15 protein-coding genes are annotated in these 14731 nt (G+C 69.8%); 7 read left to right on the forward strand and 8 right to left on the reverse strand.

The window, feature by feature from the left end:
* Positions 1-77: 77 nt before the first annotated feature.
* Positions 78-1376, reverse strand: a complete 1299-nt coding sequence (locus OHB04_RS22190; protein WP_326689452.1) for a hypothetical protein — start codon at positions 1374-1376, stop codon at positions 78-80.
* Positions 1373-2401, reverse strand: coding sequence for a hypothetical protein (locus tag OHB04_RS22195; RefSeq protein ID WP_326808116.1), 1029 nt, complete (start codon positions 2399-2401; stop codon positions 1373-1375). Before OHB04_RS22195 ends, OHB04_RS22190 begins: the two co-directional genes overlap by 4 nt.
* 114 nt (positions 2402-2515) lie before the next feature.
* On the opposite strand from OHB04_RS22195, the gene OHB04_RS22200 reads away from it, so the two are divergent.
* Positions 2516-3502: a C40 family peptidase gene (locus OHB04_RS22200; protein ID WP_326808117.1), complete on the forward strand. Its 987-nt coding sequence runs from the start codon at positions 2516-2518 to the stop codon at positions 3500-3502.
* A 255-nt stretch (positions 3503-3757) separates the two neighbouring features.
* A complete protein-coding gene (locus tag OHB04_RS22205) occupies positions 3758-4459 on the forward strand; it encodes a phosphatase PAP2 family protein (protein WP_326808118.1) in 702 nt (233 codons plus the stop codon).
* Positions 4460-4587: 128 nt separating this feature from the next.
* Here OHB04_RS22205 and OHB04_RS22210 read toward each other — a convergent pair whose 3' ends face one another.
* Complete coding sequence (locus tag OHB04_RS22210; RefSeq protein ID WP_326689456.1) at positions 4588-4773, reverse strand: hypothetical protein; 186 nt, start codon at positions 4771-4773, stop codon at positions 4588-4590.
* Between the two features lie 120 nt (positions 4774-4893).
* On the opposite strand from OHB04_RS22210, the gene OHB04_RS22215 reads away from it, so the two are divergent.
* Positions 4894-5784 carry a hypothetical protein gene (locus OHB04_RS22215; RefSeq protein ID WP_326689457.1) on the forward strand — a complete coding sequence of 297 codons (891 nt, stop codon included), beginning with the start codon at positions 4894-4896 and terminating at the stop codon, positions 5782-5784.
* A 240-nt stretch (positions 5785-6024) separates the two neighbouring features.
* Positions 6025-6228, forward strand: coding sequence for a hypothetical protein (locus OHB04_RS22220; RefSeq protein WP_326689458.1), 204 nt, complete (start codon positions 6025-6027; stop codon positions 6226-6228).
* A gap of 39 nt (positions 6229-6267) precedes the next feature.
* Here the strand turns inward: OHB04_RS22220 and OHB04_RS22225 are convergent, their stop codons facing one another.
* The gene (locus OHB04_RS22225) at positions 6268-6630 is read right to left on the reverse strand and encodes a metal-sensitive transcriptional regulator (protein ID WP_326689459.1); all 363 of its coding nucleotides are present in this window, start codon (positions 6628-6630) and stop codon (positions 6268-6270) included.
* 194 nt (positions 6631-6824) lie between these two features.
* On the opposite strand from OHB04_RS22225, the gene OHB04_RS22230 reads away from it, so the two are divergent.
* Together OHB04_RS22230 and OHB04_RS22235 are read left to right on the forward strand one after the other, a co-directional pair.
* Positions 6825-7445 (forward strand): DUF47 domain-containing protein, encoded by a 621-nt coding sequence (locus OHB04_RS22230; protein WP_326689460.1) that lies wholly within the window; start codon positions 6825-6827, stop codon positions 7443-7445.
* 6 nt (positions 7446-7451) lie between these two features.
* Positions 7452-8447: an inorganic phosphate transporter gene (locus OHB04_RS22235; RefSeq protein ID WP_326689461.1), complete on the forward strand. Its 996-nt coding sequence runs from the start codon at positions 7452-7454 to the stop codon at positions 8445-8447.
* Positions 8448-8626: 179 nt separating this feature from the next.
* Here OHB04_RS22235 and pstB read toward each other — a convergent pair whose 3' ends face one another.
* The 4 genes from pstB to pstS all read right to left on the reverse strand — a co-directional run bounded on the left by pstB (position 8627) and on the right by pstS (position 12806).
* A complete protein-coding gene (pstB, locus tag OHB04_RS22240; protein WP_326689462.1) occupies positions 8627-9403 on the reverse strand; it encodes a phosphate ABC transporter ATP-binding protein PstB in 777 nt (258 codons plus the stop codon).
* 13 nt (positions 9404-9416) lie between these two features.
* A complete protein-coding gene (gene pstA / locus OHB04_RS22245; RefSeq protein ID WP_326689463.1) occupies positions 9417-10496 on the reverse strand; it encodes a phosphate ABC transporter permease PstA in 1080 nt (359 codons plus the stop codon).
* Positions 10496-11449 carry a phosphate ABC transporter permease subunit PstC gene (pstC, locus tag OHB04_RS22250; protein WP_326689464.1) on the reverse strand — a complete coding sequence of 318 codons (954 nt, stop codon included), beginning with the start codon at positions 11447-11449 and terminating at the stop codon, positions 10496-10498. The genes pstA and pstC overlap by 1 nt, the downstream gene beginning before the upstream one ends.
* 232 nt (positions 11450-11681) lie before the next feature.
* The gene (pstS, locus tag OHB04_RS22255; RefSeq protein WP_326689465.1) at positions 11682-12806 is read right to left on the reverse strand and encodes a phosphate ABC transporter substrate-binding protein PstS; all 1125 of its coding nucleotides are present in this window, start codon (positions 12804-12806) and stop codon (positions 11682-11684) included.
* A 587-nt stretch (positions 12807-13393) separates the two neighbouring features.
* Between pstS and OHB04_RS22260 the strand changes: the two genes are divergently transcribed.
* Entirely contained in the window at positions 13394-14464 is a 1071-nt protein-coding gene (locus tag OHB04_RS22260) for a C40 family peptidase (protein ID WP_405807418.1), read from the forward strand.
* Positions 14465-14731 lie beyond the last annotated feature (267 nt).

The following is a 14731-nucleotide window of genomic DNA, read 5'->3' on the forward strand; positions in this document are numbered from 1 at the left end:
TGACAACGGGGGGCTGTCCGCTCCGGCGAAGTGGCTCCCGTCCGCGTGTCCGCGTTGAACGGGGCGCACCAAAGGGCTCAACGTTTCTTCAGTTCCCGAGTGTCCAGGGGCCCGCACCCGAGCCGTTCGGCCTCTGCCGCCGCATAGCGAGGCAGCAGTTCCGCCGCACGGTCGGCGGGTGCGCCGGATGTGTCGCGTGGGGGTTTCCGGTCCTCGACGAGGAAGAGGACGGAGCCGCTCGGGCAGCTCGTCCGGTACGACGCCTCGCCGTCGCGGAAGAGCGCACGCCCGTGCTCCCCGTGCTCCTGTGCGCCCGTCGTGAACTGCCCGCTCTCGAGAAGCCGGACCAGCCGCGGCTCTTCCACGGTCGTCAGACGCAGGTCGTCGTGGCCCGAGCGGGACCCGGAGGAGTCGCTCAACGCGCATACCCGTGCGACGCCGGGTGCGCGGGTGGCGTAGGTGACGTCGTAGCGCTCAAGGCCCCGTACGCGCAGCCCTGGCACGCCGCAGGCGTTCTTCCCCGAGGCGTCGGTGACGCGGGGCGGCTCGGGGAGCCTCTCGGGCACGGAGAGCGTGCCGTCGCAGTCCAGGCCGCGCAGCGCGCCGTTGGCGAGCTTGACCGCAGTGCGCGCGAGCACGGTGCGCAGGCCGGGCCGCAGGGCGAGGCTCATGTCCTGTGACCCGGTGTCGACCTCGACGACGGCGGGGCCCGCGTCCATGAAGCCCGAGGCGCACTGCTCGGGCAGCGCGATCCACGCGTGGTTTCCGGAGACGAGCCCGGTCACGCCCTTGCCGATGGGGGTCATTCCCGCTTCGAGGTGGTTCGTGGGCCAGGCGGCGTCTTCGGCGCTGTGGTAGCTGTCCAGCTGGCGCAGCCGCGCCGTCAGCCGGGTCTTGGGCAGGGGGCCCGAGGGGGTGTCCATGGTGGCGGTGACCTGGCAGGTGCCGTCGACGCTGCGGTCGGTCGAGCTGGGCGGAATGTCCTTGCCGTGCGGTGTCAGGTCCGCGCGCCACAGGCCCTTCACGTCCTGGGAGCGCAGCGTGCCCCAGCACAGGGCCTGTTCGTCGCCGTCCTCGCTCTTCCAGGGCTGCCACGCGGTCAGCGCCGAGGCGACCAGCGCCCCGGCGAGCGCCGCCACGAGCGCGGTCCGCAGCCGCCCCCGCACCAGCCACCCGGCGGCAGCCCGCAGCCGCCGTCGGGGCCCGCGTGCGGCGTTCACCGGAGCGCAGACCGCCTCACCCGCACCGTGAGCGCCGTCCGCACTGTGAGCACCGTCAGCCCCCTCGGCGCTCCCCGTCCTCTCCGCACCGTGAGCACCATCCGCCCCCTCCGTGCCCTCGGCGTCGCCGAGTCCGCTCGTCTCCGCCTCGCTCATCCCCGCTTCCCCTCACACCCGAAGTACGCGGCGGCAGCGCGTTCGTAGCGCGGCAGGGCGCCGGACGGGTCGCCGACGTGCTGCCCCGCGCTCCTGTCGCCCCTCACATACGTCACCATCCGGGCGTCCCCGCAGCGCGAGCGGGACAGGGCCCAGGAGCCGCGCTCGCCGTCCCGTTCCGGCAGCCCCGCGAACAGGGCCACCAGCCGGGGGTCGCGCACGGCGCGCAGCCCCAGCACCGGCTCACCGCTCTTGTGCGCACGGGCGTCGCAGGCCAGCGTGGTGCGCCGGCCCGGGGTCTGCGGCACGCTCAGCGTGTGGTCGGGTGCCGTGGTGAGCGAGTCGGGGCCCAGCCCGGCGACCCCGCACAGCCTGTCCGGGTAGCTCTCGATGCCGTCGAGGCCCGGCGAGGTGTCACGGTCCGTCGTCGTGTTGTACGACGGCAGGGGCGAGCGCAGCCGCAACGGGGTCTGCGGCGCGCATCCGGCGCGCTTCATCCCGCTGTTGGCGGCGGCGACCAGCAGCCGCGCGCTCTGCCAGCCCTCGCTCGTGAACATCGCCTCGCCGTCCCCGCTCTCCATGAGCACCGTCGAGGGGCGTCCCTGGATGTCGCAGGAGCGGGGGAGGACCAGGAGCGCGTAGGCGTCGTCCACGTAGCCGGAGAGCCCGTCGGGCAGCGGGGTGCCCTCCGGGCCGAGCAGCTCGTCGGCCCAACGTCGCTTTTCGGCCGTGTCCTTGGGGAGGGTGCCGTAGCGGACGTCGAGGGACTCCTTCTCCTTCTTCCAGCTCCGGGTGACGGTGCAGGTGCCGTGGGGGCGCTTCCTGCTGGGCGGCGTGTCCTCGGCGGAATACGAGACATCGTCGTCCGACCGGAATTGGTCGTCCTTGCTGCCCCAGGAGCCCCAGCAGTAACGCGCCGAGGTCTCCTTGTCCCCGCCGAAGCCGGCGGAACCGAAGGTCAGCAGGGCCGCCACCAGTGCGAGTCCGGCGCCGATGAGGAGAACACGTGGTCGTATTCGAGCCATAGAGGCGGCACGATACGCGTTTCCTCCGAGCGGCGCGGCTGGAAAGATGTCCCCCGAACGGCCGTCACGCGGTCGTCGTCACTGAACCGGTGTCCGCGGGGGGATGGTTGAGGAGTGCGCCGTAGAAAGCTGTGGCTGCTGGGTGTCGGCGGCGGGCTGGGAGTGCTGTCCCTGTTCGTCGCGCTCCTCGTCGTGGGCACATACGTCGCCGCCTCCAGCATGGCGCAGGGGGCGGCCGGCGGTGCGGTGAACCTGGCCAAGGGCTCGGTGCCGGCCGCCTACGCGGGCCTGGTGCAGAAGTGGGGCAACAAGTGCGCGGCGCTCAACCCCGCGCTGCTCGCCGCTCAGCTCTACCAGGAGAGCGGCTGGCGCCCCGACGCGAAGAGCCCGGCCCAGGCCCAGGGCATAGCGCAGTTCATCCCCGGCACCTGGGCCACCCACGGCATCGACGCGAACGGCGACGGCAAGCGCAACGTGATGGATCCGGAGGACGCGATCCCGTCGGCCGCCAGCTACGACTGCAAATTGGCCAAGTACGTCAAGGACGCGCCCGGCAACGTCACGGACAACATGCTCGCGGCGTACAACGCCGGCGCGTACGCGGTCATCAAGTACGGCGGGGTGCCGCCATACCAGGAGACGAAGAACTACGTCTCCACCATCCGCAAGATGGAGCAGAGCTTCGCCGCCAACAAGAAGTCCCGTCTCGACCCGTCCAAGCAGGCCGCGGGCGCCATCACCTACGCCCAGGAAAAGCTGGGCACCCCCTACCTCTGGGGCGGCAACGGCACTCCGGAGCAGGGCGGCAGGTTCGACTGCTCGGGTCTGACGCTGGCGGCGTACAGGTCGGTGGGCATAGACCTGCCGCGCGTCGCCAACGATCAGTACAACACCGGGCCGCACCCCAAACGCGACGAGCTGATGCCGGGTGACCTGGTCTTCTTCGGCACCGACCTGAACAACTCCCGCTCCATCGACCACGTCGGCATCTACGTCGGCGGCGGCTACATGATCGACGCGCCCTATACCGGTGCCAAGATCAGGTTCGATCCGATCGACACCCCGAAGTACTTCGGCGCCACCCGCCCGACGGACGGGTGACCAGGTGGGGGTGGTGCCGTGGGTAGGGGGGACAGGGGAGGATTCCGTCAACAATCCGTGAGGCATAGGCCCTGAGCTGCGGTAACGGGTCACTCTTGGATAACGTCATGGTGATCGTTCGGTAAGAACGGAACGGTTCACCCGGCGCGGGGCGTTTTCCTCTGCGGAACGGGACTTCCGCACAGCGACCACGGGGGGTCGTCAGCGCAGATCCAGCGATGAGCACACGAAGCCGAAGTGAGGGGCCGCACCGCGATGGCAGCCTGGGACAACCCTGATGTCGAACTGCTCCATGAGATCAACGGCCTGGCCAAGGACGCGCCCACCTGGGCCGACCGGATCATGGAGTACGTCGGCGAGTACGGCATCGCCCTGGGCCTGGTAGTCCTCGCCCTGTGGGCCTGGTGGGGCGTGACGCGCAAGCGCGAGACCCTCGAAGAGGGGCTGACGGGCTTCGCCGGGCTGCTCTGGGCACCCCTGGCGGCGCTGATCGCGCTGGCGGTCAACATCCCGATCCGCGGTTTCGTGGAGCGCCCCCGGCCCTTCCTGGAGCACAAGGGCATCGAGGTCCTGGTCAAGGGCAAGACCGACTTCTCGTTCGTGAGCGACCACGCCACGCTCACCATGGCCATCGCCGTCGGCATCTTCATGGTCCAGCGCAAGCTCGGCCTCGTCGCGATCGTCCTGGCCGTCCTGGAGGGCTTCTGCCGCGTCTACATGGGCGTGCACTACCCCACGGACGTCATCGGCGGGCTGGCGCTGGGCACCGCCGTGGCGCTGCTCCTGGCGCCCCCCGCGATGTGGGCGCTCACCCCCGCCGTCCGGGGCCTGGCCAAGAGCCCCCGGCTGCGGACCCTCATGTGGGCGGGCCCGGCCGAGTCCGCGGGCGGGCCCACGGCCGGCGGTCAGGACGGTGCCCGGGAGCGCCGTCCCGGAGACCGCGACCTGGCCGCCTGAGAGCCGGCTCCCAGCCGAGGCGACCAGCCGCTGGGCCCAGTTCTCGGCCGCCGGCGCCCCGTCCCCGTTACTCCGCGTCCCCCGTTACTCCGCCCCCGCCGGGCCACCCGGCGGGGGCGTCGTGCTGCTCAGGGGGAGGCGGCGGCGGACTCGTGGTCCCGCGCGTCCGCGCGGGCGCGGTCCCGGGCCCTGCGTGCCGGACCGCGCCAGCCGCAGCCGCAGGACGCCCAGCAGAAAGAGCCCCGCTCCTGGACCGAGGTCCGGTGCGGTGCACAGGCGGCGTCCGGCTGGTGTTCGGGGGCTCGCTCTCGCACGTGACCACCGTACGCGGGCCGTGACGGCACCTGACAGGGCCTCGTTGAACCGGCAAATCCGGACGGCGGCAGCGGGACGGGCCGGACCGGGCAGCGACCGGGACGAGGGGTCGGCAGGACATGGCAGTGGTGCGGCACGAACGAGGCGGCGCGGTCACCGTCCGGGTCCTGGCCGCGGCCGGTGCGGTCGGCGTGACGCTCCTCACCGCGACGGGATGCTCGCCGGGCGGCGCTTCCGCCAGCAGCGACGCGAACCCCGGCAGCCCTCCCGGCCCAGCCGCCGTACGGCGGGCCGCCGACACGCTTGCCGCGGCCGGGAGCGCGCGGGTGCGCACCTCCATGGAGATGGCCAGCGGCGGCACCCGGGTCACCGTCGCGGGCGCGGGTGTCTTCGACCTCGCGCGCCGCACCGGCCGGCTGAAGGTCACGCTGCCCAGCGGCGCCCAGGGCGCCAGGCCCGGGGAGCGCAGGCCGGTCACCGAACTCGTCGCACCCGGCGCGCTCTACATGAAGAACCGTGGAGCCGGGGTTCCGGCCGACAAGTGGGTCCGGGTGGACACCACGAGCCTCCCGGACGGAAACCTGGTGACCGGCGGCGCCACCGACCCCGTCAGCGCCGCCGAGCTGCTGCGCGGCGCCCGCCGGACGGTCTACGAGGGCACCGGTGAGCTGGGCGGCGAGCGGGTGTGGCACTTCAGTGGCGTGGTGGACATCGAGCGCGCCGCCGTGGCCGCGCCCCCGCACGCGCAGCGGCAGTTGAGGGCGGCAGAGAAAGGCTTTTCCGGCCACCGGGTGCCGTTTGACGTCTACCTCGACGGGCAGGGACGCCTCCGGAAGGTCCAGCACCGCTTCACCTTCGCCGGGAGTTCCGCCGGATCCACCGGTTCCGCCGAGGAGGGCGAGGGCATCGCCGTCACCTCGACGACCAGCCTGGACCGCTTCGGAACGCGGGTGAGGGTCGTGATGCCGGAGCCTCGCGACATCTACGCGGGCAAGATCGCGGCACCGTAAGGATCCGTGGGGGTCCGCGCGGACCCGTGGGGATCCGTAGGAATCCGAGGAGATCCGCAGAGATCCGAAGGGATCCGTACAGGGAGGCGGCCCGATGCGAAATGGTTCGGAAGTGCCATGCGCGGAGGGTGTGGCACTCCCTACGCTGGGGAGCTGGGCTCTGGCGCATCGGTGCGGCGCATCAGGGCGCTCCGCCGCTCGACATGAGGAGCACAGGAGGTGATACGTGTGCCTGCGTCTATGCCTGACGACAGGGGCGACGGCCGTGGGGGCCGTGGCCAGCGACGATCCCGGCTCCAGGACCACGTGGCCCTCGCCGAGATCGAGCTGTGCGGCGAGCTGATGATCGCCGCGTCCGCCGCCGAGGGGCCGCTGAGCGTGGCGCGCATCGACGAGGTCCTCCGGCGCGCGGCGGGCGAGCTGGACGACGCACCTCGCTGTTGACGACGCGTCCTGCCGTCGGCTCAGCCCGCGCAGGTCCGCTCAGGTCCGCATCAGGCGGGCGATGGCGGCGGTGGCCTCCTCGACCTTGGCGTCCATCCCGGCGCCGCCGTCCAGCGCCGCGTGGGCGACGCAGTGGCGAAGGTGCTCCTCCAAGAGCTGGAGCGCGAAGGACTGGAGGGCCTTGGTGGAGGCCGAGACCTGGGTGAGTATGTCGATGCAGTAGACGTCCTCGTCCACCATCCGCTGGAGGCCGCGGATCTGGCCCTCGATCCGGCGCAGCCGCTTGACGTGGGCGTCCTTGTTCTTGGTGTAACCGTGCTCACCGGTCGCCTGGTGTGCCGAGCAGCCCTCGGAGGTGGCCTCGGCCACGGTGTCCGGCGGGCCTGTCTCTGGAGACGTCATGCGGTCCTCCCGTTGTGGACGAGGGGCGGACGACTGCGTCTCATACCCCAGGTGGGTATAGGATACCGGACTTCGCGGAGCCCGCTTCAGTGTGCGGGCTTCCATGGGTGACACTGGGGGTCACCGGTTCGCCGTGGCCGGATGATGCGCTTAGCATCAAGTCGACCGACCCCGATGCATTCCGAGGACCCCCAGTGCGCTTTCGTCTGACCCCCAGGGAGACGAGCTTCTACGACATGTTCGCGGCCTCCGCGGACAACATCGTGACGGGCTCGAAGCTCCTCATGGAACTGCTCGGGGCGGATTCCTCCGCGCGCGCCGAGATCGCCGAACGGATGCGGGCCGCGGAGCACGCCGGGGACGACGCGACACACGCGATCTTCCACCAGCTCAACTCCTCCTTCATCACGCCGTTCGACCGCGAGGACATCTACAACCTCGCTTCCTCCCTCGACGACATCATGGACTTCATGGAGGAGGCCGTCGATCTCGTCGTCCTCTACCAGATCGAGGAACTGCCCAAGGGGGTCGAGCAGCAGATCGAGGTCCTCTCGCGGGCCGCCGAGCTGACCGCCGAGGCGATGCCGAACCTGCGCACCATGGCGAACCTCACCGAGTACTGGATCGAGGTCAACCGGCTGGAGAACCAGGCCGACCAGATCCACCGCAAGCTGCTCGCGCACCTGTTCAACGGCAAGTACGACGCGATCGAGGTCATGAAGCTCAAACAGGTCGTCGACGTGCTGGAAGAGGCGGCCGACGCTTTCGAGCACGTCGCCAACACCGTCGAGACCATCGCGGTCAAGGAGTCCTGACCCTCCGTGGACACCTTCGCGCTGATCATGACCGTCGGGGTCGCGCTCTTCTTCACTTACACGAACGGCTTCCACGACTCCGCCAACGCCATCGCGACCTCGGTCTCCACGCGCGCGCTGACCCCGCGTGCCGCGCTGGCCATGGCCGCCGTGATGAACCTCGCGGGCGCCTTCCTCGGCAGCGGGGTCGCCAAGACGGTGAGCGAGGGGCTGATCCAGACCCCGCACGGCGCCAGCGGCATGGGCATCCTGTTCGCCGCACTCGTCGGTGCCATCGCCTGGAACCTCGTCACCTGGTACTTCGGCCTGCCCTCCTCGTCCAGCCACGCCCTGTTCGGCGGCATGGTGGGCGCGGCGCTCGCGGGCGGGATCGCCGTCTACTGGTCCGGCGTGATCGAGAAGATCGTGCTGCCGATGTTCATCTCGCCGATCATCGGGCTGCTGCTCGGCTATCTGGTGATGTGCGTCATCCTCTGGCTCTTCCGCAAGTCCAACCCGCACCGCGCCAAGCGGGGCTTCCGCATAGCGCAGACCGTCTCCGCCGCCGGCATGGCGCTCGGGCACGGCCTCCAGGACGCGCAGAAGACGATGGGCGTCGTGGTGATGGCCCTCAGCATCGCCGAGGTCCAGGACCACAACGAGATCCCGGTCTGGGTGAAGATCGCCTGCGCGGCGATGCTGTCGCTGGGTACGTACGCGGGTGGCTGGCGGATCATGCGCACGCTGGGCCGCCGCATCATCGAGCTCGACCCGCCGCAGGGCTTCGCGGCGGAGACGACGGCCGCCTCCGTGATGTACACCGCCTCGTTCATGTTCCACGCGCCGATCTCGACCACGCACGTGATCACTTCGGCGATCATGGGCGTCGGCGCCACCAAGCGGGTCAGCGCGGTGCGCTGGGGAGTCGCGAAGAACATCATCCTGGGCTGGTTCATCACGATGCCGGCCGCGGCGTTGACCGCGGCGGTTGTGTATTGGGCGGTCAAGCTCGTCTTCGGCTGACGCCCTGGTCCTCAAGCTCCCCCAGCCTTCGGCCGGGAGGTGCCCCCGGACGGGCTGACATTCAGCCCGTCCGGCGCTTGAGGACCAGGGGCCCGGGGCAGAGCCCCCGAAGCAGGGGCCCGCGGTGGCACCGCCATGCAGCACCGCGGGCAGTCAGAGGGGTGAAAGCCGCCCGGCTTTCACCCGAATCGGCCGGAGATGTAGTCCTCCGTCGCCTGGATCGACGGGTTGGAGAAGATCCGCTCCGTGTCGTCGATCTCGACGAGCCGGCCGGGGTCTCCGACCTTGGCGAGGTTGAAGAACGCGGTGCGGTCCGAGACCCGCGCCGCCTGCTGCATGTTGTGCGTCACGATCACGATCGTGAAGAGCGACTTCAGCTCACCTATCAGGTCCTCGATCGCGAGTGTCGAGATCGGGTCGAGCGCCGAGCACGGCTCGTCCATGAGCAGCACCTGCGGCTCGACGGCGATGGCCCGCGCTATGCACAGCCGCTGCTGCTGGCCGCCGGACAGGCCCGAGCCGGGCCTGTTGAGGCGGTCCTTGACCTCGTTCCACAGGTTGGCGCCCTTGAGGGACTTCTCGACGATCCCGTCGAGGTCCTTCTTCTTGAAGTCGCCGTTGAGACGCAGGCCGGCCGCGACGTTGTCGTAGATGGACATCGTCGGGAACGGGTTGGGCCGCTGGAAGACCATGCCGATGGTGCGGCGTACGGAGACCGGGTCGACGCCCGAGCCGTACAGGTCCTCGTTGTCGAGCATCACCTTGCCGTCGACCCGGCCGCCGGGAGTGACCTCGTGCATGCGGTTGAGGGTGCGCAGGAAGGTGGACTTGCCGCAGCCGGAGGGGCCGATGAACGCCGTCACCGAGCGGGGCTCCACGGTCATCGAGATGTCGTCGATGGCGCGGAAGCCGCCGTAGTAGGCGGAGAGGCCGCTGACGTCGATGCGCTTGGCCATGGGGATCACTCCCTTAGTGCTTGGGGGCCTTCCAGCGGGCGATGCCGCGGGCGACCAGGTTGAGGATCATGACGAAGGCGATCAGCACGAGGGCGGCTGCCCAGGCGCGGTCGTAGGACGGCTCGTTGCCGAGGGCCCACTGCTCGTAGATGTAATACGGCAGCGAGGACTGCGCGCCTTCGAAGGGGTTGTTGTTGATCTCCGCGGAGCCGAACACCAGCAGCAGGATGGGGGCCGACTCGCCCGCGACGCGTGCGACGGCGAGCATGATGCCGGTGGTGATGCCGCCCACGGCGGTCGGCAGGACGACCTTGAGGATCGTCCTCCACTTCGGCACGCCCAGCGCGAGTGACGCCTCGCGCAGCTCGTTGGGGACGAGCTTGAGCATCTCCTCCGTCGAGCGCACGACGATCGGCATCATCAGGATCGCCAGGGCCATCGCGCCCGCGAAGCCCGAGTATCCGAAGTCGAGGATGATGATCCAGAACGAGAGGATGAACAGGCCGGCGACGATCGAGGGGATGCCGGTCATCACGTCCACGAAGAAGGTGACGGCCTTGGCCAGCTTGCCGGTGCCGTATTCCACCAGGTAGATCGCGGTCAGCAGCCCGATGGGCGCGGCGATCACGGTGGCGATGCCGACCTGTTCCAGGGTGCCGATCAGCGCGTGGTAGATGCCGCCGCCCGGCTCCATGGTGATCACTCCGCTCATGGAGTGACTCAGGAAGTAGCCGTCGAGGACCTTCGAGCCCCGGGCGATGGTCTCCCAGATGAGGGAGGCCAGCGGAATGACGGCGATCAGGAAGCAGACCCAGATGAGGCTGGTCGCCAGCCGGTCCTTGGCCTGCCTGCCGCCCTCGACCGCGCCGGCGAGGGCGGCGGTGAGGCCGATGTAGAGCAGCGCGGCGATCAGGCCCCACTGGACACGGCTGTCCAGCCCGCCCAGCGCGCCGACGGCCACGCCGAGTGCGGCGGAGGCCAGGGCTATCCCGAGCGGGGCCCAGCGCGGCAGCCGGGGCTGGCGCAGTGTGGGGGTCGGCGGGTCCGGGGCGACGGGGGCGTCGGCAGCGTCCTTGGCGAATGTCTGGCTCATCAGGCGTTCGCTCCCGAGTACTCCTTGCGGCGGGCGATGATCAGCCGGGCCGCGCCGTTGACCAGCAGGGTGATGACGAACAGGACGAGGCCGGAGGCGATCAGCGCGTCACGGCCCATGGCCCCGGCCTCCTTGAAGCCCGCGGCGATGTTCTGCGCGAAGGTGCCGCCGCCCGGGTCGAGCAGGCTGGCGCTGATCAGGAAGCTGGGGGACAGGACCGTGGCGACGGCCATCGTCTCGCCCAGCGCGCGGCCCAGGCCCAGCATCGAGGCGCTGATCACGCCGGAGCGGCCGAAGGGCAGCACCGACATGCGGATGACCTCCCAGCGGGTGGCGCCCAGCGCGAGTGCGGCTTCCTCGTGCATCTTCGGCGCCTGCCGGAAGACCTCGCGGGAGACGTTGGTGACGATCGGCAGAATCATGATCGCCAGCAGGATCCCGACGGTGAACAGCGAGCGCGCGGCTCCGCCCTCGTAGGTGAACAGCCCGGTCCAGCCCAGGTAGCTGTCCAGCCACTCGTAGAGGCCGGTCAGCTGGGGGACGAGGAAGAGCGCGCCCCACAGGCCGTACACGATCGAGGGAACGGCGGCCAGCAGGTCGATGACGTAGCCGAGCGGGGTCGCGAGCTTGCGCGGCGCGTAGTGCGAGATGAACAGCGCGATGCCGACCGCGACCGGCACGGCCAGCACCATCGCGATGATGGAGCTGACGACGGTGCCGAAGGCCAGGACGGCGATGCCGAAGACGGGCGGGTCCGCGTTGGCGTCCCACTCAAGGGTGGTGAGGAAGTTGCCCTCGTCGGCGCCGATGGCCAGCGCGGCGCGCCAGGTGAGGAACACCGCGATGGCGGCCATGATCACCAGGAGGGCGATCCCGGAGCCCCGGGAGAGGCCGAGGAATATCTTGTCGCCCTTACGGGTCCCGCCCCTTGCGGGCGGGTTTTCTGTAGCCATGGTTTCTCCGGTCTGACTGGTGCGGGCCGCTTCACGCCTTGCGTTTCGCGGATCCCTTGGCGGTGCACCGGATGCTTGCTCTCCGCGCGTTTCGTGACATTTGGGGCGCGGTTGGGCATGCGAGAGAGCGGTGGCGGTGAGTTGGGCACCGCCGGACCGCTCCGTCTCGCTTCCCGCCGTCGCGGCGGGAATTCAGTTGTTGCGCCGGGAGGCGCCGCGGCGGCGCTTCGGGTCAGCTCAGGCTGTCGACCGTGCTGCGGACCTTGGTGATGATCTCGTCGGGGATCGGCGCGTAGCCCTTGTCGGAGAGGGCCTTTTGGCCGTCCTCGCCGGCGGTGTACTTCAGGAAGGACTTTGTCGCGGCCAGCGACTCCTTCTTGTTGCCCTTGTCGCAGGCGATCTCGTACGTCGCCAGGACGATCGGGTAGGCGCCGTCCGCCTTCGTCTTGTAGTTCAGGTCGAGGGCGAGGTCCTTGCCCTTGCCGACGATCTTGGCCTCCGAGATGGCCTTGGAGGCGTTGTCCGTCGTGGCCTCGACGGGCTCACTGGCGCCGGTGTCGAGCTTGACCGTGTTCAGGTCGTTGCCGGTCGCGTAGGACAGCTCGACGTAGCCGATCGCGCCGTCGTTCTGCTTGACGTTCGTCGCGATGCCGGAGGAGCCGTCGGCGCCCTGGCCGCCCTTGCCGGCCCACTTCTTGGCGGGCTCGTGCTTCCAGGCGGCCGGTGCCGCGGTGTTGAGGTACTTGGTGAAGTTGTCGGTGGTGCCCGACTCGTCGGAGCGGTGGAACGCCTGGATCTTGGTGCCCGGCAGCTTCGCGTCCGGGTTCAGCTTCTTGATCTCCGGGTCGTTCCACTTGGTGATCTTCGAGTCGAAGATCTTGCCCAGTACCTCGGCGTTCAGCACCAGGTCGTCGACGCCGCTGACGTTGTACGTGATGGCCACCGGGCCGCCGACCATCGGCAGGTTGATGCCCTGGCCGCCCTTGCAGACCTTCTTGGTCTGGGCGATCTCCTCCGGCTTGAGTGCCGAGTCCGAGCCCGCGAAGGCGGTCTTGCCCTGGAGGAACTCCTGGATGCCGGCGCCCGAGCCGGTGGGCTTGTAGTTGATCTGAGTGCTGCTGCACGCCGACTGGTAGGTCTGCGACCAGATGTCCATCGCGTTCTTCTGCGCGCTGGAGCCGGAGGCGAGCAGCTTGCCCTCGCCATCACACTTGATCTTGCTGGCGGCCTTGCTGGTGTCGCTGCCGGAACCACCGGAGTTGTCGTCCGAGCCGCAGGCGCTCAGGACCAGGGCGCCACAGGCCGCGAGAGCGCCGACAGCTACGGCGCGGTGCCGGTTGGTGCGCTGAAGCTTCACTTTCGTTCAGTTCCTTCCTGGGCCCGGAGAGGCGGCCGGGCGGCCGTCTGGCTCTCTGGCTATGGGGCGCGATCCCCGTTCGACGGAGCGACGCGCTCTGTGTAAGGCCGAAATTAGGCAGATCAGGTGAATCGGCCAACGGAGCTGAGTGAACGCGGAGTGAACCTCGGCAGTCAGCCCGGTGCCTCGCCCCGCCGGGGGTCTCAGCCTGCCGGGGCCCGCCGCCACTCTTACCCCCTCTCGGGGGCGGCACCCTGTTCCGGGGTGCGCGCCGGGGCCGGGTGCCTGGCGCCTTGGGCCGCCAGTCCGGTTTCCGCCGTCCTTGCCCGGGGTGGTGTGCCGGCGGGGCGCGGTCCCGGGGGTGCTCGCCGTGACGGTTCGCCCACCCGCCCACCCGTTGCCGGGGCGGGCCCTTGGAGCGCTGGGCGGGGGGCGTACTCCTCGGTACGTGGCTCTGTTGGTTTCGGGGACGACATGGCACCATCCGCTGAGTTGGCCTCAGTTGACCATACAAACAGGGGGTGGCCCGGGTGGGACGGCCGCAGACCAGTTCGACCCTCTCATCGGAACGCGACCGCGCACGCAGGGTGCGCGGTGTGCGCGGCGCCCTCGCCGTCGCCTGTGCCACGGCGCTCCTCGCGGGGCCCGCACTCGGCACGGCCTACGCCGAACCCCGACGGCCCGACCCCGGTACCAAGCCGGGTGAGCCGGGCAAGCCCGACCTGGAGCAGATCCGCAAGGACATCGAGCGGCTGCACGACCGCGCCGGGTCCGCGACGGACGCCTACAACGCGGCCGAGGACAAGGTCAAGAAGCAGCAGAAGTCCATCGTCAAGCTCGCCAAGCGCATCGACTCAACCCAGGGCAAGCTCGACAAGTTCAACAACACCGCGGGCGCCATGGCCCGCGCGCAGTACCGCTCGGGCGGCATGCCGGACGAGGCCAAGCTCATACTCGGCAACGACCCGGCGAGCTTCCTGCACGACGTCTCCCTCGTGCGCAAGGGCCAGCGGGCCACTCGCGGTGTCATCGGCAGCCTCACCAAGACCCGCTCCCAGCTGGAGGGTTACGCCGAGGACGCCACCGACGAGTGGAAGAAGCTGGAGAAGAACCGCAAGAAGAAGAAGGCCGCCAAGAAGAAAATCACCGCGCAGCTGAAGAAGGCCAAGTCCATGGAGTCGGGCCTCAAGGAGAAAGAGCGCGATCGGCTGCGGCAGCTGGAGGACGAGGCGGCCAAGGCGCGGCAGGCCAAGTGGCTGAAGACCGGCGCCATCAAGGGGCTGGAGAAGAGCAAGGCCAAGGCGTCCCCCGCGGGTCGGCGTGCCATCGAATGGGCGTCCCGGCAGGTCGGCAAGGACTACGTGTGGGGCGCCGAGGGCCCCGACACCTTCGACTGCTCGGGGCTGACGATGCGGGCCTGGGAGGCGGCGGGCAAGCACATTCCGCGCACTTCGCAGGAGCAGTGGAAGCAACTGCCCAAGGTCCCCGTCGGGAAGATGCGCCCGGGAGACCTGATCATCTACAAGAAGGACGCGAGCCACGTCGGGATGTACGTCGGCGACGGCGCGCTCCTGCACGCGCCGCGCACCGGACGGCAGATCACGGTGGAGGGCGCGGGCACGATGCCGATCCTGGGGGTCGTACGCCCCGACAAGTGAGGCGGGCCACGGCCCGGTCATGGCGTCGGCCACACCGCCTTGGTGGGGCGTGATATCGGCCACGGCCGGGCCACGTGACGTTGGTCATGCACGGGCCGGCCATTCCTGCCCTTTGAGCGGCGAACTCCCGTTTTTCCAGTGGCATATGACCGAGGCGGATTACCTCAAGCCATTCCGTACGTGTGCGCGAGGGCGCTAAGGTCCTGTCCGAAAGCCCGGGATGACGAGCGTACGACCAACGCACGCGTTCCGGGCTGAACCATGATG

It is taken from the genome of Streptomyces sp. NBC_01775 (genome assembly GCF_035917675.1).
GTDB lineage: Bacteria > Actinomycetota > Actinomycetes > Streptomycetales > Streptomycetaceae > Streptomyces.